Annotated in this window: 26 protein-coding genes; 14 read left to right on the top strand and 12 right to left on the bottom strand. The window is 37.1% G+C overall.

Annotation, left to right across the window (positions count from 1 at the left end; all coding sequences use genetic code 11):
- Positions 1-184 precede the first annotated feature (184 nt).
- From C9J46_RS15375 to C9J46_RS15365, 3 genes are all read left to right on the top strand, one after another.
- On the top strand, positions 185-823 hold the full coding sequence (locus C9J46_RS15375) for a 2OG-Fe dioxygenase family protein (RefSeq protein WP_107207547.1): 639 nt from the start codon (positions 185-187) through the stop codon (positions 821-823).
- Complete coding sequence (locus tag C9J46_RS15370; RefSeq protein ID WP_107291150.1) at positions 801-2039, top strand: cysteine desulfurase-like protein; 1239 nt, start codon at positions 801-803, stop codon at positions 2037-2039. The genes C9J46_RS15375 and C9J46_RS15370 overlap by 23 nt, the downstream gene beginning before the upstream one ends.
- Before the next feature lie 410 nt (positions 2040-2449).
- Positions 2450-3886 (top strand): glyceraldehyde-3-phosphate dehydrogenase, encoded by a 1437-nt coding sequence (locus C9J46_RS15365; protein WP_107291149.1) that lies wholly within the window; start codon positions 2450-2452, stop codon positions 3884-3886.
- Positions 3887-4107: 221 nt separating this feature from the next.
- Here C9J46_RS15365 and C9J46_RS15360 read toward each other — a convergent pair whose 3' ends face one another.
- Entirely contained in the window at positions 4108-4356 is a 249-nt protein-coding gene (locus tag C9J46_RS15360) for a hypothetical protein (RefSeq protein ID WP_105061985.1), read from the bottom strand.
- 559 nt (positions 4357-4915) lie between these two features.
- Here C9J46_RS15360 and C9J46_RS15350 point away from each other — a divergent pair.
- Genes C9J46_RS15350 through C9J46_RS15340 form a run of 3 tightly spaced genes read left to right on the top strand, consistent with a single transcriptional unit; the run spans position 4916 to position 6866 of the window.
- Complete coding sequence (locus tag C9J46_RS15350) at positions 4916-5767, top strand: DMT family transporter (RefSeq protein ID WP_107291148.1); 852 nt, start codon at positions 4916-4918, stop codon at positions 5765-5767.
- The gene (locus C9J46_RS15345) at positions 5767-6354 is read left to right on the top strand and encodes a hypothetical protein (RefSeq protein WP_107291147.1); all 588 of its coding nucleotides are present in this window, start codon (positions 5767-5769) and stop codon (positions 6352-6354) included. The genes C9J46_RS15350 and C9J46_RS15345 overlap by 1 nt, the downstream gene beginning before the upstream one ends.
- Before the next feature lie 29 nt (positions 6355-6383).
- A complete protein-coding gene (locus C9J46_RS15340) occupies positions 6384-6866 on the top strand; it encodes a rod shape-determining protein (protein ID WP_107291146.1) in 483 nt (160 codons plus the stop codon).
- 2 nt (positions 6867-6868) lie between these two features.
- Here C9J46_RS15340 and C9J46_RS15335 read toward each other — a convergent pair whose 3' ends face one another.
- From C9J46_RS15335 to C9J46_RS15320, 4 genes are all read right to left on the bottom strand, one after another.
- Positions 6869-7555 carry a DNA alkylation repair protein gene (locus C9J46_RS15335; RefSeq protein WP_304590120.1) on the bottom strand — a complete coding sequence of 229 codons (687 nt, stop codon included), beginning with the start codon at positions 7553-7555 and terminating at the stop codon, positions 6869-6871.
- Between the two features lie 11 nt (positions 7556-7566).
- Positions 7567-8145, bottom strand: coding sequence for a DJ-1/PfpI family protein (locus C9J46_RS15330; protein WP_107291144.1), 579 nt, complete (start codon positions 8143-8145; stop codon positions 7567-7569).
- Between the two features lie 271 nt (positions 8146-8416).
- On the bottom strand, positions 8417-8734 hold the full coding sequence (locus C9J46_RS15325) for a fumarate hydratase (protein ID WP_107207556.1): 318 nt from the start codon (positions 8732-8734) through the stop codon (positions 8417-8419).
- A 229-nt stretch (positions 8735-8963) separates the two neighbouring features.
- Complete coding sequence (locus C9J46_RS15320) at positions 8964-9197, bottom strand: hypothetical protein (RefSeq protein WP_233217779.1); 234 nt, start codon at positions 9195-9197, stop codon at positions 8964-8966.
- Positions 9198-9302: 105 nt separating this feature from the next.
- Here C9J46_RS15320 and C9J46_RS15315 point away from each other — a divergent pair, with 105 nt between their 5' ends.
- Together C9J46_RS15315 and ykgO are read left to right on the top strand one after the other, a co-directional pair.
- Positions 9303-9560, top strand: a complete 258-nt coding sequence (locus tag C9J46_RS15315; RefSeq protein WP_107261129.1) for a type B 50S ribosomal protein L31 — start codon at positions 9303-9305, stop codon at positions 9558-9560.
- A 2-nt stretch (positions 9561-9562) separates the two neighbouring features.
- On the top strand, positions 9563-9706 hold the full coding sequence (ykgO, locus tag C9J46_RS15310) for a type B 50S ribosomal protein L36 (RefSeq protein WP_023934641.1): 144 nt from the start codon (positions 9563-9565) through the stop codon (positions 9704-9706).
- A gap of 104 nt (positions 9707-9810) precedes the next feature.
- On the opposite strand, the gene C9J46_RS15305 is transcribed toward ykgO, so the two are convergent.
- Entirely contained in the window at positions 9811-10086 is a 276-nt protein-coding gene (locus C9J46_RS15305) for a nitrogenase-stabilizing/protective protein NifW (protein ID WP_107207557.1), read from the bottom strand.
- A 149-nt stretch (positions 10087-10235) separates the two neighbouring features.
- Here C9J46_RS15305 and C9J46_RS15300 point away from each other — a divergent pair, with 149 nt between their 5' ends.
- Positions 10236-10877, top strand: coding sequence for a LysE family translocator (locus C9J46_RS15300; protein WP_107246135.1), 642 nt, complete (start codon positions 10236-10238; stop codon positions 10875-10877).
- 173 nt (positions 10878-11050) lie between these two features.
- Here C9J46_RS15300 and C9J46_RS15295 read toward each other — a convergent pair whose 3' ends face one another.
- From C9J46_RS15295 to C9J46_RS15285, 3 genes are all read right to left on the bottom strand, one after another.
- Positions 11051-11527, bottom strand: a complete 477-nt coding sequence (locus C9J46_RS15295) for a DM13 domain-containing protein (protein ID WP_107291143.1) — start codon at positions 11525-11527, stop codon at positions 11051-11053.
- Between the two features lie 290 nt (positions 11528-11817).
- Positions 11818-12606, bottom strand: a complete 789-nt coding sequence (locus C9J46_RS15290) for a phosphoribosylglycinamide formyltransferase (protein ID WP_107246133.1) — start codon at positions 12604-12606, stop codon at positions 11818-11820.
- Between the two features lie 212 nt (positions 12607-12818).
- A complete protein-coding gene (locus C9J46_RS15285; RefSeq protein ID WP_107207561.1) occupies positions 12819-13601 on the bottom strand; it encodes a phosphoribosylglycinamide formyltransferase in 783 nt (260 codons plus the stop codon).
- Between the two features lie 279 nt (positions 13602-13880).
- Here C9J46_RS15285 and C9J46_RS15280 point away from each other — a divergent pair, with 279 nt between their 5' ends.
- Positions 13881-14213, top strand: coding sequence for a hypothetical protein (locus tag C9J46_RS15280; protein ID WP_107207562.1), 333 nt, complete (start codon positions 13881-13883; stop codon positions 14211-14213).
- A gap of 83 nt (positions 14214-14296) precedes the next feature.
- Here C9J46_RS15280 and C9J46_RS15275 read toward each other — a convergent pair whose 3' ends face one another.
- Together C9J46_RS15275 and C9J46_RS15270 are read right to left on the bottom strand one after the other, a co-directional pair.
- On the bottom strand, positions 14297-14650 hold the full coding sequence (locus C9J46_RS15275; protein ID WP_107207563.1) for a HopJ type III effector protein: 354 nt from the start codon (positions 14648-14650) through the stop codon (positions 14297-14299).
- A gap of 67 nt (positions 14651-14717) precedes the next feature.
- Positions 14718-15110, bottom strand: coding sequence for a DUF2750 domain-containing protein (locus tag C9J46_RS15270; protein WP_005365846.1), 393 nt, complete (start codon positions 15108-15110; stop codon positions 14718-14720).
- Positions 15111-15277: 167 nt separating this feature from the next.
- Here C9J46_RS15270 and C9J46_RS15265 point away from each other — a divergent pair, with 167 nt between their 5' ends.
- From C9J46_RS15265 to C9J46_RS15250, 4 genes are all read left to right on the top strand, one after another.
- Positions 15278-16300, top strand: coding sequence for a phospholipase D-like domain-containing protein (locus C9J46_RS15265; RefSeq protein WP_233217777.1), 1023 nt, complete (start codon positions 15278-15280; stop codon positions 16298-16300).
- Between the two features lie 200 nt (positions 16301-16500).
- Positions 16501-18435, top strand: coding sequence for a hypothetical protein (locus C9J46_RS21675; protein WP_199190641.1), 1935 nt, complete (start codon positions 16501-16503; stop codon positions 18433-18435).
- Between the two features lie 268 nt (positions 18436-18703).
- A complete protein-coding gene (locus tag C9J46_RS15255) occupies positions 18704-19225 on the top strand; it encodes a phospholipase D-like domain-containing protein (RefSeq protein WP_233217776.1) in 522 nt (173 codons plus the stop codon).
- 298 nt (positions 19226-19523) lie between these two features.
- On the top strand, positions 19524-20867 hold the full coding sequence (locus C9J46_RS15250) for a sigma-54 dependent transcriptional regulator (RefSeq protein WP_107291142.1): 1344 nt from the start codon (positions 19524-19526) through the stop codon (positions 20865-20867).
- 80 nt (positions 20868-20947) lie between these two features.
- Here the strand turns inward: C9J46_RS15250 and C9J46_RS15245 are convergent, their stop codons facing one another.
- Positions 20948-21814: an endonuclease/exonuclease/phosphatase family protein gene (locus C9J46_RS15245; protein WP_107291141.1), complete on the bottom strand. Its 867-nt coding sequence runs from the start codon at positions 21812-21814 to the stop codon at positions 20948-20950.
- Between the last annotated feature and the right edge of the window lie 168 nt (positions 21815-21982).

The raw sequence follows: 21982 nt of genomic DNA, 5'->3' as shown, positions 1-21982 counted from the left end.
TTAATGGATTAAACCACTGATTCTCTGTCTTGTATTAGATTAATGTTTTAATTTTATTCTTTTCTGGATTTAGGTTTTGGAATTTATGTTCTTTTTGGCTTATTTGATTGAAATTAAACACTTTAGCAATATATTATAATGTTAGTTAACGAGTTATTAACATGGATAGAGGCGAGGGTGTTTAATGGAGATAGAAAATAAATTCTTAATCGAAGCTTTCCAAGTACCGTCAAAGGTAGCAGCGAAAGTTGCTCCATTCTTTGACCTGCTCCCCCCTGACAAGTACATCAACAGCGATCATCGATTTCGTGCTTACGCGCGTTTTCAGTTTGAAAATGGAAGCATCATTAAACTTCCCCATTCAAAATTTAAACAGTCATCTCAAGTTAACCGGGTGCTCGGTGACGTTGAGCGAGACTTTTCTGATATATCACAAGACATGGTAAATACCGTTGAATTTCAGCATCTTTTGAAATCATTTATGGAACGCACTGGGGCTATAGATGATCACTCAGTTGTGGATGTTCACCAAATTCGTGTTACTTGCGACCATGATGCTGCAAGTGCACCTGCGCCAGAAGGAATACACCAAGATGGCTTTCGGTATGTTGGTATTTTCTGTGTTCAAAGAAAAAACATCTCAGGCGGATATACGCAAATCTTTGCTTCTCCAGTAGAGCAGCATCCACATATGAATACAGTGCTTGAAGAAAACCAATTTGTAATACTCAATGACGAACGCTTTTATCATTACATATCTGAAACATTATCCAATATTGAAGGGCAAAAAGGAGTAAGAGATGTCTTCGTCTTTACCGCTTAGTCAGCATGTAGATCTTCTACGTAAACAATTTCCAGCGTTAAATTGTGAGGTTGATGGTCGTCAAGCTATCTATTTTGATGGTCCAGGAGGTGCACAACAACCGCTTAGCGTGATAGAGAGTTATGGTAATTATCTTAAGCAGGGTAATACTAACCTCGGCGGTCATTTTTCTGTCAGTCGTAAAACGGTAGAGCTTGTCGATACATGTCGTGAGAAAGCGGCAGCACTTTTTGGCGCAGAGAAAAAAGAAGAAATTATCTTTGGGGCTAATATGACCTCGATGACTTTCCATTTTAGCCGTGCGATAAGTAACGATTGGAAAGAAGGTGATGAGATCATACTGAGTACTGCAGATCATGGTTCAAATCGCTCATCATGGGCGATGGCTGCTCAAGATAAAGGGGTAAAAGTTCATTATATTCCTATCTTGGATAATACTTGCCAACTTGACCTTGAAGCGTTTGAACGCCTACTAAATGATAAAACCCGACTTATTGCTGTGACTGCAGCGAGTAATCTTTCGGGTACGTTAGTCGATATTGAAAAAATAACCCGTCTTGGTAAAGCCAATGGCAGTGTCGTTTATATTGATGCCGTGCATCTTTTACCCCATAAAATCATTAACGTTGCTTCTTTAGGCGCTGACTTTGTTGCAGGCTCTGCCTACAAGTTCTTCGGCCCTCACCTTGGTGTCTTGTACGGTCGCCAACAGGCGTTAGAGTATTACTCTCCTTATAAGGTAGAGCCAGCCCCTTCATACTCACCGAATTGCTGGGAAACAGGAACGCTAAATTTTGAGGCGTTATCGGCATTCTCTTCGACAATTGATTACTTAGCGTCTTTAGGCCACGGAAGGTGTTTACGAGAACAATTAGAGAGTGGTTATGAGAACATTGGAAATTACGAGAACTTTCTCGCGAGCAAGTTCCTGACACGTTTGAAAGACTACCCTTCAATTGAATTGTTTGGCGAGCCTAGTATTAGTAATAGAACGGCAACGTTTGCACTGCGCTTTGGTGAGTTGAACCCAACAGAGGTAGCCGCTCATTTAGGAGAGCAGGAGATTTACACCTGGAGTGGTCATCTTTACGCTGATATGTTGACAGATGCACTTAAAATAACAAAAAAGGGTGGGATCTTACGTGTCGGTTTAATGCATTATAATACCGAAGAAGAAATCGAACGTTTTTTCAATGCCCTTGATCAGATACTTTAACGATTGAGTAATTTTTAATGAGAGGCCTTACTTTTCAATGAGTAATGTCTTCGTGTTATTGATACTTGATTGGGTTGCGATTTAATTATCTGTAAATTAAATAAGTTAAAAATGGGGGATGAAACATTCCCATTTTTAATGTGTCGCAGCCTTATTGACGCCATGTGTAACGATTTAAGCTCTCCATTGCTTTTACTCGTTATCAATCATGAGTGACACTTATTTTTCCTAGCTGAACAGCTAATCTCATCTTAAACGCAATCATATAAAAACTACAGCTTGAAATGCTGTGCTTTCGAGTCTTTAAAGTGGCACTAAAGACCATGACTTGAAATGCACTCTTAATGCTAAGTGGCTCCCTACAATCGCCATGAAAGCAAAAACTTAACGTGAAAAGGTCCTGAGAAAAAATGAGTCCAGAAAAGCACTTCCGAGAATGGCAAACGAGTCAAACTTACGCCGAATCTATTGCTCCTGTTTTAGGCCAACTGTACCGTCAAAAAGGTGTTGAAGTTATACTTTTTGGTAAAACATTAGTTAATGCGACAACAATCGACATCATCAAAGCTCACCGTGTTGCCAAGCGTTACATTGGTTGTTCACTTACAGTTGAACAAACGCAACCAATTATTCAGCATCTTATTAAGATGGATTTGTCACCTTGTCGTATTGATGTCGGGCGCCTCGCATATACATTTTGGGAGAGTAATGTAGATACACATGGGATGGATGATTTCTTGCAAACAGCATTGAAAGATTCACTTGAAGATGATCCAATGACAGAGCCTCGTGATGTGGTGCTGTATGGTTTTGGTCGTATAGGTCGTTTATTAACTCGATTATTAGTTGAAAAGAGTGGGCCCGGTTATCCATTAAGATTACGTGCAATTGTGGTGCGGGGTGGAAAAGACGGTGACTTAGAAAAACGCGCCAGTTTACTACGTCGAGACTCTGTGCATGGTCAGTTTAATGGCAGTATAGTCATCGATCATGAACGTAAAGTCATCATTGTGAATGGTAACTACATTCAAGTGATTTATGCCAATAAACCGCAAGATGTCGATTACTCCACTTTCGGTATTAAGGACGCCTTAGTTGTTGATAATACAGGTGTGTGGCGCGATACTGAAGGGCTTAGCCAGCACCTTGCATGTAGAGGTGCCAAAAAGGTGTTGTTGACCGCGCCAGGTAAAGGAGAAATAAAGAACGTTGTATTCGGTGTAAATGAAGATGTTATTGACCGTGAAGACACGATAATTTCTGCTGCAAGTTGCACGACAAATGCGATTACTCCGGTATTAAAGGCAGTACATGATAAGTTTGGTGTATTGTTTGGTCATATTGAAACAGTACATTCATTTACTAATGACCAAAATCTGATAGATAATTTCCACACCGGAGATCGTCGTGGCCGTGCTGCTTCATTGAACATGGTGCTGACATCAACCGGTGCTGCTAAAGCAGTGGCAAAAGCCATGCCTGAAATGGCAGGTAAATTAACAGGCAACGCGATTCGTGTTCCAACCCCAAATGTATCAATGGCGGTAATGAATCTTCAATTAGAGCAAAGTACCGATAAAGAAGCGTTGAACGCTTATTTACGAGAAATGGCGCTCTCTTCAACGTTATCTGCACAAATTGATTTTACTGACTCGACAGAAGTTGTCTCGACAGATTTAGTTGGTTCGCGTTATTCGGGAGTGGTTGATGGTGTTGCGACCATTGCACAAGATAATCGTGCCGTTTTGTATATTTGGTATGACAATGAGTTTGGTTATAGCTGTCAGGTTGTGCATTGCATGGAGCAGATGATGGGAGTGCGTTATAAAACATATCCTTACGTTTAATGAATAGTTTTCTTAAATCGATCTTAAAATAATAAAGATACCAGTAAAAATATAATGGTTTCACTTGCCTCTTTTTATGAAGAGGATTGCCACTTAGCGCTACTCCCCATAGTTCTGAGTGGCTTTTATTGACGAAAGAAAATAGTGAAACAACGCTTTATCGATAAAATCTGGATGAATAAAGCGCTGCGAGTCTTACATAGATAATTGCACCTAATGATTTATAACCCCATGTATGCCATGAGTTCACTCTTGATACGATTATATTCTCGATTCGTTACTTTTTGTGCTTGATAGTCGGTAGATTCTGCCTGCCCATCTTCTGCGACTTCAATTTCAAGAAAAGGTAGTTCATTGCTATTGGTCATTAGGTACAAAGCACGATTACCATCAATTTTATAGTCAAGATCAAAAGCAACAATCGTTTCCATATTGATATAGACAGTATTTATTTTAAGCGCTTTCTTCATCACATCACCTCATCCCTTTAAAATCAATATTTAAGCATTAGAATAAGCATATTCTCGATTATTTCTTCTGTCTTTATTGAGTTATGCAAACATACCTTTTGCTATTGCATAATCGTCTATACGTAAATGATAAGGGGATTTTTGTTACATGAAGATGTGTCGTACTTCGCCTTTATTTGTATTCGAAAAGAAAGACAAGATAAGAAGTTATAATATGAGTAATTTATTATTAAGTTGAACGAATGCAAAAATTTAATATAAGTCGAATAAACACTGATTTTGGCATATTTAACGTTATAGGCACTTACAATAAAAAATGTAAAGAGCTAAAGGTAAGTCAGTTATACCAGATGGGGACTGATGGTTGGTTTGAACTGGATATTAATAGATCTCCATCTGTTGTTGAAAAATTAGAGTCTTTAATAATAAACCACATTAATTAAAGAACTTTATATTGCTTTATAATTGGTGGGTATTATTTATATCTGGTTTGGGTTTATGGACTTGGTTTAGACTTTAAATCATTAATATCACAAGTATTCAAAAAGGGTTAGCAGTGATGCTGTCAATATTATGGATGATGGGTGCACTTTGCTCGTTTTGTTTAATAGCGATTGGTGCTAGAGAGTTATCTGGTGATATCACCACAGCTCAGTTAATGGCACTGCGTAGTATAATTGGGTTAGGTATTATTAGTGCTATTATCTTATATTATCAAGATAAGCGTTTATTTCAGACACAACGCTTGCGGTTACACGTATTTCGCAATGTATTCCACTTTGCTGGTCAATATGGCTGGTTATTAGGGTTAACATTATTACCCTTGGCAGAAGTTTTTGCGATTGAGTTTACCGTACCTATTTGGACTGCAATTATTGCCACGTTGCTCTTAAACGAACGCTTTACCTCAAAGCGTTTGTTCTCCTTAGTGCTGGGTTTCATTGGCGTACTTATTATTGTTCAGCCCGGTATTAAAATCATTAATAGTGCTTCGCTAATCGTACTAGGGGCGGCGATGTGTTATGCCGTATCTCATGCTTCAACTAAATTGCTTTCTACTTCAGATAAGCCATTAACTATTCTATTTTTCATGTGTTTAGTACAACTTCCGTTTGGGTTAATACTGGCTTACCAAGGTTGGCAATCACCCAATATCTTTGCGTGGGGTTGGATTGTTTTAGTGTCTGTTTCAGCACTATTAGCCCATTTCTGTATGACCAAAGCAATGCAATTTGCTGATGTAACCTTAGTGGTTATGATGGACTTTTTGCGCTTGCCTTTAATCGCAATTGTGGGCTTTTATGTTTATGAGGAAGGGATTGATTGGACTCTCTTCTTAGGTGCCAGTTTTATGCTGGTGGGTAATTTAATGAATGTGAGTTCACCTAGAAAAGAAATGGTGAATAGCTAATGTGGTCGTTATTCGCATCGTTGGGTTATTACGTATTTCTTATTTTTAGTGGGTTATTATTTCTGATTTTGGCGCCGTCTACATTGGTGTATGCAGATGCTCATAACATGTTGTTAATGATGGCAATATGTACCTATATTATTCTTTTTTTGCTGTTCGTTTATTTTCTCGTAACAAATGATAGCTTTAGAATAGACGTTTTTACTCGTATAACAAAGAAAGGAAATAAGATTTTCAGTATTGCACCAGCATTCATTTTCTTTACTATAACACCGCTCTTTATTTACATATTTTATATAAAAGTGATCCCTAGTGTAATTCTTGCTTTTCCTATCAATATTGCGTATCAAACTGTTGTCATTAAAGAACTTTCACAAGATAGAAGCATGGATTGGTGTATTGAGCCAGAAGAGTTTACGCAATTTATGAATGATAATATTTGTGATATTCCCCCTGAAGTCGGGAGTAAATTATCATTAAATGATCGCGTCATTTTAGTGGGGAGAAAAACGGATCTCAGTTTTGGCTATTATGCGATGGTCGTGACGAAACCTGAATTAGTCACTCCAATTAAGCATCACTTTTAACAGCTTTGATTTGAGGATAGAGCAAGGCAATGTCATTCTTACAAAAGTTCAAACGCGATTTGTTGATTGAACTGAGATCTAAACAGTTATCTGTTCAGGTATTTGGAACGGGTGAAAGGGTGGATTTATCTCCCTATATTGCGATTGAAGGTAAGAAAAAGAATGTACTAGCGGTAGGAGATAACGCAAAACATTTATCAGGTTCAAATATTACAGTAATTAATCCGTTTGATCATAAACGCTCGTTTGTCGGTGATTTTGCATGTGCTGAAAAGCTGCTGCAATATGCTGTCCGTGAAGTATTAGGTAATAACAAGTTCTCAATAAGCCCACGTATTGTGATACATCAATTGGAAAAAGTAGACGGTGGTCTCACTGATATTGAAGAGCGGGTGTTAAAAGAATTAGCAATGGGAGCTGGGGCAAGGCAGGTTTTAGTCTACAATCACTCGGTTCGCATTCATGCTCAGCAAACCTCTTATGCAGCGTTGAAAAAACAAATAGGCTCGTAGTTTTATAGTGCCATTAATTTTTGTTGCGTGGTTTTATCCAGTTTTTCTAGCGCATAGCGAAAAGCCGTACGGGTCATCGCGCTGCGGTGCTGAGTTAAGTATTTAATCACAGTTTCAGGTTCGTGTTTAGACAGTACTTTTAGCATCCAACCGTATCCTTTTTGCACCAAGTAGTGCTCATCATTCTGGAGTAAATTCGCCACGGTTAACGGGGATAAGTCGCTGTAGTCTTTTTTGTTCATTGGATAAATCAGGATCACCGCCATAGCACGACGAACAGCAAAGTTATCATGGTTTACCCACGGTAAAATTTTAGGAAATAGTGCTTTATATTTCAGTAGCAATTCACCAAAAGCATGGGTACAAAAATCATCACAATCGTTCCAGTCAGTTACGTAAGTAAATAGCCAATGTTGGAAAGTTGTAAAGGTTTCAGGAGTGTATTGCTTCCTCATTTTAAATGCCCAATCGTAAGCAATAATACTACAAGCCCAATCACGCTGTTTTAGCAATGTTTCACACACTGATAAAGTTGAATCAATATCTTGGATTTCTAATTGTTTAAAAAGCGCAGCAGAAAGGGCCCGAACCTGACTGGTTTTAATCGCTTTGGCGGGATAGCCTATTTCTGAAAGGGCATTTTTAACGGTTGATATGATCGTCATGGCGTCCTGCTTGTTGGCATTTATTGTAAATCATTTTAAGGGTATTGTTGCCAATGGTATTCCATTTGATGTGCCACTTGTTCTGCAAGCACTAAGCTGTGTAATTTTGATACGAGGTATAAGCTCATATCTATTCCTGCTGATATACCTCCGGATGTTATATATTTTCCATCACAAACCCATCTCTTGTTATCTATGACATTTAGTTCAGGGAAGGTTTCGATTAAAATTGGGATGTCCTCCCAGTGGGTTGTGACAAACAAATGGCTAAGCAATTGGGCTTGTGCGAGTAAAAAGACGCCAGTGCAAACAGAAACAACGTGAGTTGCTGTTGTATCAATATGCTTTATCCATGCTAATACTTCTGTTTTATTCATTTCTTCAGTGTGAATACCACCGACAACGATGAGAACATCTATATGCGGGTGATCGTTGAAGCTGTAATGTGGTAGTACTTGGAAGCCACCTCGTGCTGTCACTGGATCAGACGTTTCAGCAATGAGGAATATATTCCAATCTTTTGCATGTAAGCGCTTAGCGGTACTAAAAACTTCAAAAGGCCCAGAAAAGTCGAGAACTTCTGCATTGTCGTAAATATAAATACCGATATTCATTTTTGCTCCATGCATGAATGAACTTAAATGAGAAAGGAACAGATATAACGTTTAGTAGGGCTATCATATCGCGCAACATTACTGGAGGTAAGAGAGAAGATTGTGATGAGTGATACATTTTTGAATGTTTTAATAAAACAATGAATGACTCTGTTATTGAGTGGTTATTTGTAACGAAGTATTGGGATAGCTGAATTAGAATAATTAATGAAGTGTTAGCATAATCGAAATCATTATTTTTAACACTTCATGCTCGGTACTTAATCAGTATTTAGTTAGTGACTTGACCAATAAAAATAAATACAGCAATAACCGTTGGCATATAAGCGTATTTGAGAATTTGTTTTAATTTAAAGCTTGTTAAACGTGGTGCAAAGAGACTAAATAAAATGCTTACGTTACATAGCAGAAAAAGTCCGTATGTTTTAATGGTAACGTCGTGTGTTTTTAATAACTTAATTTGTGCGAGGATTAATACCACATTAAGAATGATGCTAAAGATGCGTGCAATATTAAACTGTGCAAGTTGCATATCATTCGTTGAATTATCTCGCTCAGTTTTATCAACAGTGTCTACTGGTTGGTTCATGAATGTACATTCCTGAATGATGATGTTTAAAAGGGCAAAAAAGCCCAACAATGGCATGATAATCAGCCATATTATTTCGATATTTTAACTAAAGAGAAAATTTGTGACACCCCTAATTATAGCTAATTTTGCAATATCAGGTTGGAAAATTAATCGCTATTACATTGGTTATTCAGATTAATGTTTAAGTTTCTCTTTTTCTGTGTTTTTTATGTTAATCATGAAGCTGTTAAAGTGCGTCATTAATGGTATTCAAAAGGTTGTAAAAGAGGCAGCGAAGAAAAAGTTCTTCTAATAATGGATTCGCAAAATCAGATTCTTTTCTATACCAAGTCGCGAGGCTTAAACTTGATTGAATGTAATTAGCAACAAGATCATGTTCTAACCCATTCTCATTTTGATGAATAAGAAAGAGATCTTCTGCTTTATAAAATGATCGGTATAAAAAAGTGGTTTCAGTCATTATCCGCATCTCGATATGAATCTTACTGATAACTATTATCATCTTTGTTGATCTTGCTTATTGTTATGTTATAACATAACCAAAAGGCAGCGAGGGAGAGTAATAATGAAAGAAGGTATACACCCAGAATATCGAACGGTGGCTTTTCATGACACAGGTGCAGACAAGTACATAATGGTTGGTTCAACAATACAAACGTCAAGAACGGTTGAACTAGAGGGAGAAATATATCCTTATGTCACGTTAGATGTTTCTATGCACTCTCATCCGTTTTACACCGGTAAGCAGAAGATGACGAAACGTGATGGGCGTGTTGCTCGATTTAATAAACAGTTTGCGATGACAGGGCTAAAAGGGGAATAACGATGCAGGTATTAAGCTCATTAAAAAGTGCAAAGCAGCGAAGTAAGGATTGCCAAGTCGTTAAGCGCCGTGGACGCCTTTATGTTATTTGTAAATCAAATCCAAGATTTAAAGCAGTACAAGGCAAGGTAAAGAAGAAAAAGTAAGATAGCAATAGTGAAAGGATGAATCCCAACCGGCAAGGTATCATCATATTAAAATAATATATTGCATATGAAGCCCATTACAAACGTGATGGGCTTTTTGTTTATTATCGACGTTGACAACTGGTACATCCGCGACAAGCTTGTCTTGTTGATTTATCTAATAATGAACGTTGTACACGACAGTAGGCATTTTTCAATGCTCGGCGGCCTGAAAACCAATCATCAGGCTTTTCCATGATCAAATAACCACCAAAGCGCTTTACTAACGCCTCACGATTGGCATTGATAAATTGGCTGTCGTAGCTAATCTCAAAGTAATCAAGTGCCTGCTCTATAGCAGTGAAATCTTTAATAGTTGTGAGAATATCTGGTTTGGTCATGGTGTTGTCTCTATTTATTGAAAGCGCAAGGTAGCACAAAGGGAAGTAAGGTATTTTGATTTTGATCTGTATATTAGGTTGTTAATAAATTGTTTGTTTTTTTAATTGTTTTTAACTATTGTGGAGAGTGAAAAGAAAAAGAGACTGAAATGGAATTATTTACGACCTACCTAACAGAATTAATAGCCGTTGTTACTATCACGGTTTTAACCATTATTACACCGGGACCTGACTTTCTGATTGTGGTTAGAAATAGTCTCGTTCATTCAACGCGTTCTGGTATTCTCACTGCATTAGGTGTTGCTGCTGCGATTTGGGTACATATTTTTTATACCTTAGCAGGGATTGGCGTATTGCTTTCTCAATCTATTGTTCTCTTTTCTATCGTTAAATACCTTGGTGCGGCCTATCTGCTTTATATTGGTTATAAAAGTCTAAAAAGCACAGCGAAGACAACATTAGAGAATAGTGATCTTAAAAAGAAGGATGTTAGTGCTATTGCAGCTTTTAAAATGGGTTTTTTAAACAATATGTTAAACCCTAAAGCAACGTTATTCTTCTTGAGTTTATTCACTCAGTTAGTTAGTGCGTCGACACCTATCGCTATTCAAATTACCTATGGTGCGATTGTGTCATTTACCTGTTTTGTTTGGTTTTCTCTGGTCGCAATTTTCTTAAACCGCAGTTACATTAAAAATGCTTTCTTATCAGCTCAGCAGTATATTGAAAAAGTCATGGGTGTGGTGTTAATGGCATTAGGCGCGAAGGTTGCTTTATCTAGCTCTAATTAATCTTATGATTTATTGATAGTAAAAAGCGATCTAACGATCGCTTTTTTGTTCGTATTAAAAATAAAAGCTCAGCAAGTGTTAGTTAAAAATAATATTTGGAGTGGAGGATATTAAGACTATTGTATTCAACCCATAAGAGGTTATTCGCGTCTAAAGTGTAGCTGTGTTCAATCTTATTGGTATTTAGCTGAAGTAATAAATTGACCAAAAGATTCACACCACACGATCACTGTATCGTATTCAGTGATATTAATATTCTGAGGCACATTGACAACGAAATTATCAAAGGTTTTCACGTTTCCTACCAACATCATATTGGCTTTTTCTTGGTTAAATTCTGTTTCGGTTTCTACAAATTTAGGTGATAGGTATAGTTTATAATCAGGCCCTGGTGCGAGTTTTCCCATTAAGGTTATTTTTGTTGGTGAGATTGAAACTTTACCTTCGCCCCAATGGAGAAAGTCGCTACCAGCTGATCCTTTTGTGAACTCACCAGAATACTGGGCTTGCTTCGAAATGCGAGAGACTTCAGATTGTGTTGGTGCCGTTGGCGCAGTCAAAATAGGCAGTAAATAGATCCCTAGGGCAACACCGAATGCACCGGCAAGTAAGTGAGTGATAAGAAGTGTAATTGTCTTTTTGATAGTCATAAGTCTACCTGCGTTTAAACAATAGGTTTTTATAGGTATTGCTTAAAAATATTATAAATTCAAATTCTTAATGCTTTATTTCTAATAAATATACAAAAAGCCCATTACGAACTAGCGTGATGGGCTTTACTTATTGTTATCGGTTAACCAATAACAAATTACACACATAGAGTTATGTGTTGCTGTTTGTTTTTAAAGGTAGCGCTTTTGAATGATTAAAAATCTGCGATTCAAGTGATAAATACAAAAACGCCCTAGTGAGTAGGGCGTTGAAGTGAATAGAAAGTGAGTTAGACGGCAATGCTGTTAGGTTGTAAGTATTGCTGCCAAGCGGCTTGGTATAAATGTAATGACTCTTGACGTAGTTTTTTAATTTTCTTCTCTTCAAACTCTGTCAGGGGGCGTTTTTGATGCAGAGCTAAACGTTCAATTTTCTGAATTTGTTCGTAAATATCATGCTCTTTACCATTTTTCACATCAGAAATATCTTTTAAGTGAAGTTGTACTTCGGCAATGATTTTACTTTGTGGCAGTTCAACTAATACATTCAAATCACGGTAACCAGAAGCTGTTGGTTTTTTAAAGCGGTTTTTAACACCTACAATGGTCGCTTCTTTGCTTAGTAGTTCAAAAGATTGCACTAACGATGAAACATCGTTAGCAACGAGAGAAGCACGCGCGATATCCGTAATTTTATTCGTTTGACCATTTAGCTCTGTTTCAATTTTATGTTGTGCGCGTGCCATTGACTTAACGGCAGGAACTAATGCTTCAGTTGATGAAACTAGGCTAATGCTACGCATAAGATGTGCTAATTCAACTTGTGCTTGAGTTGATGCTTGGTACAAGGTAGTAAAGTCATCATACGGTTGTGCAATGTTATTATTTTTCCAAGATTGAATGCTATATAAACCACTTAAATCACGTTGAAATGACTTCCGGCTTGCTTGAGATAAACGGGTTGGTGATGGTTGGTCAGAGATTGTGTATGCAGGCGCAACAGCGGGTGCTGCAACCACAGAACGGCTAAGCATACAGAACAGAATAAAGCTTGTACGTAGAACAGATTTTACATCCATTAAGCAACTCCCAACGATATTGTCCTTCAATATCAAACACACAAAAAGAGTATTTAAAAGTGTTGTGTAGTTTGTCGGCGCTTGGTTTTACTTTCTGATCTGATGTTAGCAATATAGCCTGAATGGGAGGTAAACTCTGTGTCAATATTCATAAAACGATAAAAAAACCGCATAAAAATGCGGTTCTGATCACATTGTTGTATGTTGTTTTATTAGCTGGCTAGATTGAAATGCTGAGTATAAGCTTGCCACGCTTTTGCATATAGTGCCTGGGATTTTTCCTGTAAGCGTTTGATTTGCATTTTTTCAATATCATCTAGCGCTCGACGTTTAATTATCGAAATACGCTCGATGTTTTGAATGGCTTCATAGATATCATGCTCTTCACCATTTTTAATTTCTGCAATGGCTTCAAGGTGTAGTTGAATTTCAGCGATAAGCCCACTATTGCTTAACCGAATTAACACTTTGATATCGCGATAGCCAGATACTGCAGGGGAATCAAAACGGTTCTTCACTCTAACAATATCGCTATATTGAGCTAGGTAGTAATAAGCTTTCACTAAATCGCTAATGTTTGTTGCGACAACACTTCCTCGTACAACATCGGTTAGCTTATTTACGTTACCGAGTAACTCTGTGGCTATTTTCTTCTCAGCACGTTTTTGGTTTTTAATTCCTGGTAAAAAAGCCTGAGAATGGCTAGCGAGTGCGGCGGATTCTAATAGCATATTTAGCTCTTGTTGAGCTGGGTACGCGTGCTGGTATAACTTCTCTAACTGATTATAAGGCTGTGTAATATTATGCTGACGCCAGCTAGGAATTTGCTGTAGCTCTTTGATAGAATGCGGTGAATTGAATAATACACTCGTTTTATTAATGAGCTTAAAATTATGACTATTTTTTGAATGTTGAAACATCGCATCAGCAATTGTGTCATTGCTAACCGCAGAAGGTAGTAGACGATGAGTACGAGCGACAGTGTGAACAACCATTTTTTACTCCTTTAGCACAGCGCACTAGCAAATGGCAGCTAAGTCTGTGATTTATTCCTGAACGTCCTGTTCTGGCGCTAAAGATAATACTTTATTTTGAAAAGTGGTAATAAAAATGTTTATTTTTTTTAACGATAATCCAACATTGTGAGAAGGGTCATAAAACCATACTTATTGAGAGGTTAATTATGCTTTCAATGAGGGGGATAAGTTACTTTTGTTGTTTGAAGTTTGTTCAATGTGAAATTTTATAGTGTTTAATCGTAGGGATAGTAAGTAATGCAGGAAAATCTATTAATTGGCTTTATCGTTATTTGGGTTGCACTGGTTGTGGGTAGTGTAATGATATTTCAACGCGGTAAGGATGTAGCAAAAAAGCGTAAATTATGGCCAATTTATACCGTGTTTAGTAACGTCGTGATTGGCGGGTTCATTATTTATATGCAACCACCAACGGTATGGTTAGTTGCGATTCTAGTGTTATTGGTGCCATTAACATTGTTGACTATTCGTTCTACCAAGTTTTGTGATAGCTGTGGGCAGGCAACTCGCTCACCATTTTTTATGAAGCCGCCGCAGAAATGTAGTCATTGTAATAAGCCGTTAAGTTAATTTTTCAATTATTATATTAAGCAAGCCATCATCGTATTGTTCTAAGTTGATAGAGAGTAATTATCGTGATGGCTTGTTTGTGATTAAGCTTTAGCTGTTAACGGGAATGTATCAAACTGAATGCCAGACCAACCGTATTTAATAAAATGACGAATATTTTGGTGGTCGTTGTTTTCAGGATGTTCTAACACATCTTGACGGTAATATTGACCAAAACAAGCTAGCGTTTCTTGTTCTGATAGTTGATTTAATTGCGCAAAAGCAAAAATCTTACATGAACCTTCATTTGTTCCTGCATCATTCTTTAACGTATCGTCTTTTAAACCATTGTAAAATGTGGTGGCTTGGTAATCGTAATGTTCAGTGATCACTGCCATAACGTGTGCAAATTCAACGATGGTTGGATTTTGTTTAATGGTTTGAAGTAGTGCGTCCATTTACGTTTTTCTCCTATAAAAAAGGCCAGAATAACTCTGACCTTAGTATTGTAAATTCGTCCAGCGATTAACGCTGTTTTTTTGCTTGGTTCTTTAGCTCGTAATCTAACTCGTCAGGGTAGATCACTAAACCCTCTTGATCTTGAATTGGAAATACAACGATTGCCAGTTCGTCATCTTCAAGGCCATGTGTCCAACGGCTATGCCATTTGTTTAATGAAATAGCTTCTGCTTTACAATTATCCCACTCACCAGTTGCCCATGCTTCTGCAAACTCTTTATTTGGCCATACTGGTACACAGTCTTCATCGTCGGTATTAAGCATTACACAACCGTGTTCATCGATAAGGATCCAAATTTCACGGTTAGCGACAACTTCTTTAACTAAATGCTTGTAACGCTTTTCGGCATCAAAACCTTGGATTGTTTCAATTGCTGTTGCATCTAATGGCGTAGACATGGGTGTATTACCTTGGTAGTTATGTCGATTGATTGTAAGAATAAATCAAAATAGAACAGAGATCTTGTTTTATCCTACTGATTATTACAATTTTATGGGGTTTTATTAGGTTGTCATGCAAGATGAAATAATAAAGGGATTTATCTATATAGCACAAGGAGCCTGTGTTGTTTACTTACCGTTCTATTGCAACCACTGTGTCATTATCATTACTACTCTCTGGGTGTAATTGGGTTTATTGGGATGAAGATTTTGAGAGCTATCATGATCTTTCGTCATCGAATCCTTACCCGTTTCATCAAGTTGATATTTATCAGCCGGATAGCGGTGTAGGGCGCAATGACATAACAGTACTTAATAGCGGTATTGCAGCATTACAAACCCGTATTGATATGATCCGACGTGCTCATAAAACGATAGAGGTGGAATACTTTATTTTCTCGCCCGATATGAGTGGGAAAATAATCGTGCAAGAATTAGTGTCAGCAGCAAAGCGAGGAGTAAAAGTACGGGTATTAATTGATAAGTCTGCCACCGTATTTGAGTTTGATGAATACTACGCCGATGGTTTGAAAGATCATGGTATTGATGTTCGTTATTATAATGCCGCACCGCTGTATTATATTTCTACGATAAACTTTCGTAATCATCGTAAATTGTTGGTGGTTGATGGTAAAGAAGCGGTAACGGGTGGACGAAATATCGAAAATGATTATTTTGATCTTTCAGAACAATATAACTTTCTTGATCGCGATCTGCATGTATCAGGGTCTATTGTTAAAGCGATGCAAGATTCTTTTAATGCGTTTTTTGAACATGATATCAGTGAACGTTATCACTCTCCTGAAGTACCTAACAATCGTATTGAATTGCAAAAATACGAGCGTAAACAGGAAGCCGTTCAAGCCTTTCTTGCTCACACAGAAATTGAAGAGGCGACAAGAGCAAGAATAGAAGCCATCGCAAGACCGATTTTAATGGAGAAAAAGACGTATTTATGTCCTGAAACGACATTTACTTCAGACGCACCAGGAGGATCATTCTGGACGCGATTTAAAGATCCGTATAGTGATAATTATCGTTTTTTACGTAAAACTATTTTCGATAAAGTGATGACAGTCGATAACAGTTTAATATTGGCCTCTCCTTTACGGAATTTGAAAATATTGACAATGAGGTTTATCCCTTAATTCTCGATAAGTTAGATATTAAATAATATCAAAACAAGCATTTATGCTCATTTCTATATGAGCATTATTCCAATCCAAACAATCTCCGAAAATAATTACATTTAAAAATGATAATACCGTCAACTTGAGAGGTATTCTCGTTGACGTTTTTTTAAATTATATTGAATAAGAATAAAAGTGAACTATAAAAAAGGGATTTCATGTTAAAGTATATATCTTACATAGTGTTAATCGCCCTAACTGGATGCGGTGGCGGTGGTGGAGGCGAATCGGATAAAGGCTCAGATTTACCTATTGATAAAGACAGTGAAACAGTTATCACACCACCATCGGTAACACCCCCTGTTGAAGTAGTTGTTCCCCCTGTTGAAGTAGTTGTTCCCCCTGTTGATGTGGTTGTTCCTCCTGTTGATGTGGTTGTTCCTCCTGTTGATGTGGTTGTTCCCCCTGTTGATGTGGTTGTTCCCCCTGTTGATGTGGTTGTTCCCCCTGTTGATGAAATCATACCAGTAGATCCAGTAGATCCAGTAGATCCAGTAGATCCAGTAGATCCAGTACCAGTGGATTCAAAAGTAGTGATCACGGTAGGTGAAATTGAAGCTTGGAAACCTCTTGATATTACGATTGAGTGCAAAGAGTGCAATCAAATGAATGCTCAAGTAGGGATTGATTCTGATGATGATAATACGTTTGAGCGTATCGTTGATTATCCTATGGGGCTAGATATCGATCCTGACGACTTTGGTGCGCGAATCGCTGTTTGGGTTTATGACGGTAAAGATTTGGTATCTGTTGATATTATACAAAAAGTCGGTGCGATGAAGAACCATTCACATTCAGGCAATGACTACTCTCAAGCGATCATACAAGCCACAGGCAAGGTAATCGCTTGGGGAGACGAAAATAGTGGCGGTGATGCTTCAAGCCTATTTTTTTTACGGGGCAATCCAGCGAGAAAAATCACATCCACCAGCTCGGCACACGCTATATTATTCGATGATAAAACAGTCAAAACATTTGGTTATGCACCTTATGGTGGAGATTCCAGTGCTGTTAATCTCAACGCTGTAACTCGCGTGTATAGTACGAGATATGCGTTTGCTGCGCTAAATTCAGATGGTTCAGTTACGGCTTGGGGAGAAAATGCCTATGGTGGTGACGCAACAGCCGTTGATTTAAGTTCAACAGATCCAGTTTGGCATGTCAGTAGTGATGACATGGGTACGTTCTACGCAGTTAAATCGTCTGGAAAGATGGTAAGTTGGGGTAAAGACGCATTGCCAGAGCAGCAACTTAAAACACATACAGCAACAATTACAAGCAATTCATACATGGTTGTTGCGAACAATGGTCGTTTCGGTTTGCAGTGTTTTGGGTATATATCCTGTCCGTACAATGCAGACAAATTAGATGTTTATGATATCCGTAAAAATACTCTTGGTTTTTTAGCAATTGGGTACGATGGTAAGCCTGTTGTTTGGGGAGCGAAGCTAAATGATTTCGATGAAAATGATTTTTTGACAAATGATCATAAAGTTAAAAGTGTCGCATCTAATAAAGAGAACTTCGTAGTGTTGAGAAAAGATGGTTCAGTTGTGCCAATTGGTTATACATCAGGACAGGTACATCGTGCGGCTCTTAACAACCATAAATTCATCGAAGTTTACGGTGATAAAACAGGAACTGATTTCGCAGCGTTGCGCGATGACGGTGTAATGATGCTTTGGGATGACGTCTCTGTAAACGAAATAAAACTTCCAAACAGTGAAAAAATCATCGCTGGCGAGATTAATAGTGATCAACTTTTGCTTGCTGGTGATTCTCGCAGTATATACGTCCGTGATTTAAATGGCAGTGATCAGTTAACTAAAGTTGTCAACACTCCTGATAAAGAGGTTGGATTAATTTATCCATCAAGACATGCATTCACCGTACTTTTCGTGGACGGTAGCGCAGTTGCGGTAGGTGATCCACTAAAAGGAGGGGATGCTAGTCTCGTCGATCTCTCAGCGCAAAATATTGAGCAATTTACCCCGACAGATCTATCAGGAAAGCATGTTGCACCTAGCGAAGCCCAATTAATAAAATCAGGTGAAATTGCACATTGGGGGGAATCTACAATCAAGTTTGATTAAAACTATTTAATGATTATGTATAGCTTGAAAGAGAAAATAAAAACTATTTTTTTTAAAAGTTAAAAATAAAACAGTAATACTCTCAGAACCAGTAATAACTTAGTTTATTACTGGTTTTTTTTTGACTTTAAATTGTGGTATTCATAATTGATAAAAAAATATTATAAATTAACATAAATACTCGATTATAGAGCAAGTGATTTTTACAGTCCCTTTATTAGATATGGTTTAACAACATTTACTGAATAATCGAAAATCAGAGCATTTAATGCAAATATTACTCGATAAAAATATCGATATGACGTTATACACCAATTCTTTATCCTCAACCGATGCCACTTATGTAGCGGCACAACTCTATAGTCATGTTTATGATTGGCAAGCTAAGGGAATGCATATCTATCTCCATGCTGGCGAATGGCTAAATGAAACGGCTTCAGTGAGTAAAGCGGTGGAAAATGCACGGTGGGGAATGCATTCAAAAACACAAATTTATAAACGCAATGGTGATGCTCAAAATGAAGTGATGGTGGGGACGTACAATATTGATAACCGTTCTAATCACTATAATACTGAAATGGGACTTTTTTGTCGTGGCAACGATCAGCTTGTCGCTGAAATTGAGGAGAGTATTCGTTCACGAGCAAAGAATGGATACCAAATCGTAGGGAATGAAGAGGCAATAGATAGTCAAAATAACCCAGTTAATGTTTATGGATCTGGTGAGCCTGATACAACAAAAATGAAATTTATGTGGTTGCCGTCATGGCTGTTTAATTTCTTATTATAATAAGAATGTAAATATAGTTATACAATACAACATAATTAATTAGATATTTAAAATGGATTTATCTCTTGTATTTATTTGTCAAAAAAAGAATTAGATAAAAATATAACATCATAAAAACAGTTATAATTAATAAATAAGATGATGAATTAGATATAATAATGTATTTTTTGCATTTTGGTATGCAAAATAAATAGTATATATTTTATTTATTTAGCGGTATTAATACGAGGCATATTATTCATTTGTTGCCTATATTATAAAAAAGAGGGGAATCAACGATATTATAAAGGTGGCTTCAATGCTAGCACAGTGTGATAAGAAAACGTTCAAAGCTAAACTCGTTGCTATTGGCTGTACTTATGAACCTTGGATTGCGTTATTAGAACAAACTGGATGGAAAACACATTGTTGTTATGACCTTCGTACTGCTGATGCCATCTTGGAAGAATATAGTCCTTGCATTTGTATTGTCGATCTTAGTAATAATGATTTTAGTTTAAATAGCATTTCTTTAAGGGCAAATAAAACCAAGCAAGTAAAATGGATTGCTGTAATTAAGAAAGAACAGCTTGGTATGGATGCTATTTGTCAATTTATAAATAATTATTGTGTTGATTATTTTTCAATTCCCATTCCATCGACGCATCTATTGGAAACTGTCGGCCATCAATTAGGCATGTTAGAAATTGAATCTAATTCTTGGACAGATGCTCAGCAAGATATCGGTTTATTTGGTGAATCTAAATCAATTAAGCATTTGAGAGATATGGTTCGGCGTGTTGCAATGACAGACGTTAATATTTTTATTAGCGGTGAGCAAGGAACCGGAAAAGATCTTATTGCGAATTCTATCCATAATTTAAGTAAACGAAGAAATGACAGTTTTACTATGATCAATTGCGCATCAGTTATGGACGATGATGAGCAAATAGCCTTTTTAAATTCAGACGGTGAACATGTATCTGAAAACACGATAAAAGCGGGTACGGTTTTACTTAATGGTATTGAAGAACTGTCTAAAAACTTGCAACAGAAGCTTCTCGCTTATTTACAAAAACCGACTAATGACTCTTTAGAAGATACCAGAGAGTGTGATGTTCGTGTTATTGCCTGCTCTAGTGCTAATTTAGAACAAGCAATTGCGAATGAAACATTCAGTAAAGAGTTATTTTACCGACTTAATGTTTTCCATATTTCAGTACCAACGTTACGTGAAAGAGGTGCTGATATTATTGCTTTAGCTGAATATTTCTTACATAAGTATTCAAGCGAATATAACACCATTGCAACTCAGTATAATGAAGAAGCAAAGCAGTTACTTCTCCGTTATAACTGGCCGGGTAATGTACGAGAGCTAATAAATCAAGTTAAACGCGTTTCGTTATTAACAGATGGTAATGAAGTGGGTGTTGAACACTTCGACTTACCTAAGAAAATTAATATGAAGCAAAGTTTACGTAATATTAAAGATGAGGCAGAAAAAGACGTACTGGTTGCTGTATTAGAAACTCACCGTGGTCAAGTAGCATCAGCTGCAAAAGATCTTGGTGTTTCAAGAGCAACAATGTACCGCTTGTTGAATAAACATAATATTGTGCCTGATGTACGTTACTACAATGGCTCCAATTACGCGACAGAATAAAATTTGATGAACAATACCCACTTATTTTACACTTTCTCGTAGGGTGTCGGTAAGTGGGCTTTTCTTTGACTCTTAATAAGTCATGAAGAAATAAACGGTGTAAAACTGAGGCTAAAGATAACTGGACAGTGATCACTCAATTGGTAAGTTGATACTTGCTCGAAGGAATAAGGTACCTGCTGGATAGATGAGATAGTAAAATGTTCACTACTAAAACCATGGTCAATTAATTCTTTATAACGACGATAATAGGTTTTATTCTTCTTTCTTCTTTTTGTTAAACAGTTACCTTTAACATTATGAGTAAGCCATTTTAAAGAACCTTGCTGATTATTATTGGAGAAAAAGTAAGTTTTGTTATTTGTTGTATTAAGAGATATACGATGATTAAAATCGCCAACTAAGATAAAAGGCTGCCTTTTCACTTCTTGCTGTTCTATCCATTGTTGGATTAATGTTCGTTGTAAATTCAGTGTGCGACAGGATTTTTTACGGTTGTTCTTTAGCTGTTTAGGAGTAAAGCAACCTGATTTTAAGTGTACATTCACAACGATAATATCATGCTGATTAAGATTGACTTTAATTGCTGAACCATAACGTAACTTTTGTGGGTAATACGGCTTGTTTCCTAATGCTATAGCGGGAGAGCTCAACGTGGTTATATCTGGGTGTTCTTTAACGGTAAGGTTTTTTTTAACGGCAAAACCAGTGAATTGGTTGATCCCATTAAAAACGTCGTCTTTGTTTTTGACTCTTGATGATATGTATATTTGATAGCGGTCTTTAGGAACAATGCGATGAAGGCTTGAGGCACTATCGACTTCTTGAAAGGCGAGAATATCGGGTTGGTGAGTAAGAAAGATTTGCTTTAATACTTGGTAGTCTTTTGCTGTTCGTTGTATGTCGTTTTTGGGATGATCCGCTAGCCATTGAAAATTCCACGTCATTAACGTTAATGAGTGTGCATGACAAATATTAGCGAGTATGAATTGAATCGCAAAAAAGAATAAATACGGGATTATGTTCTCCTTATTTTAGGTTAACTTTTTAGCCTTATTATAATATTTATGATGAAAATTCAGTTTCACTATTCTTGGTAAACATAGTTTTCTGGA

This window comes from Photobacterium sp. GB-36 (genome assembly GCF_003026135.1).
In the GTDB taxonomy this organism is placed as follows: Bacteria; Pseudomonadota; Gammaproteobacteria; order Enterobacterales; family Vibrionaceae; genus Photobacterium.
This window is presented reverse-complemented; position numbering and strand designations above follow the sequence as displayed.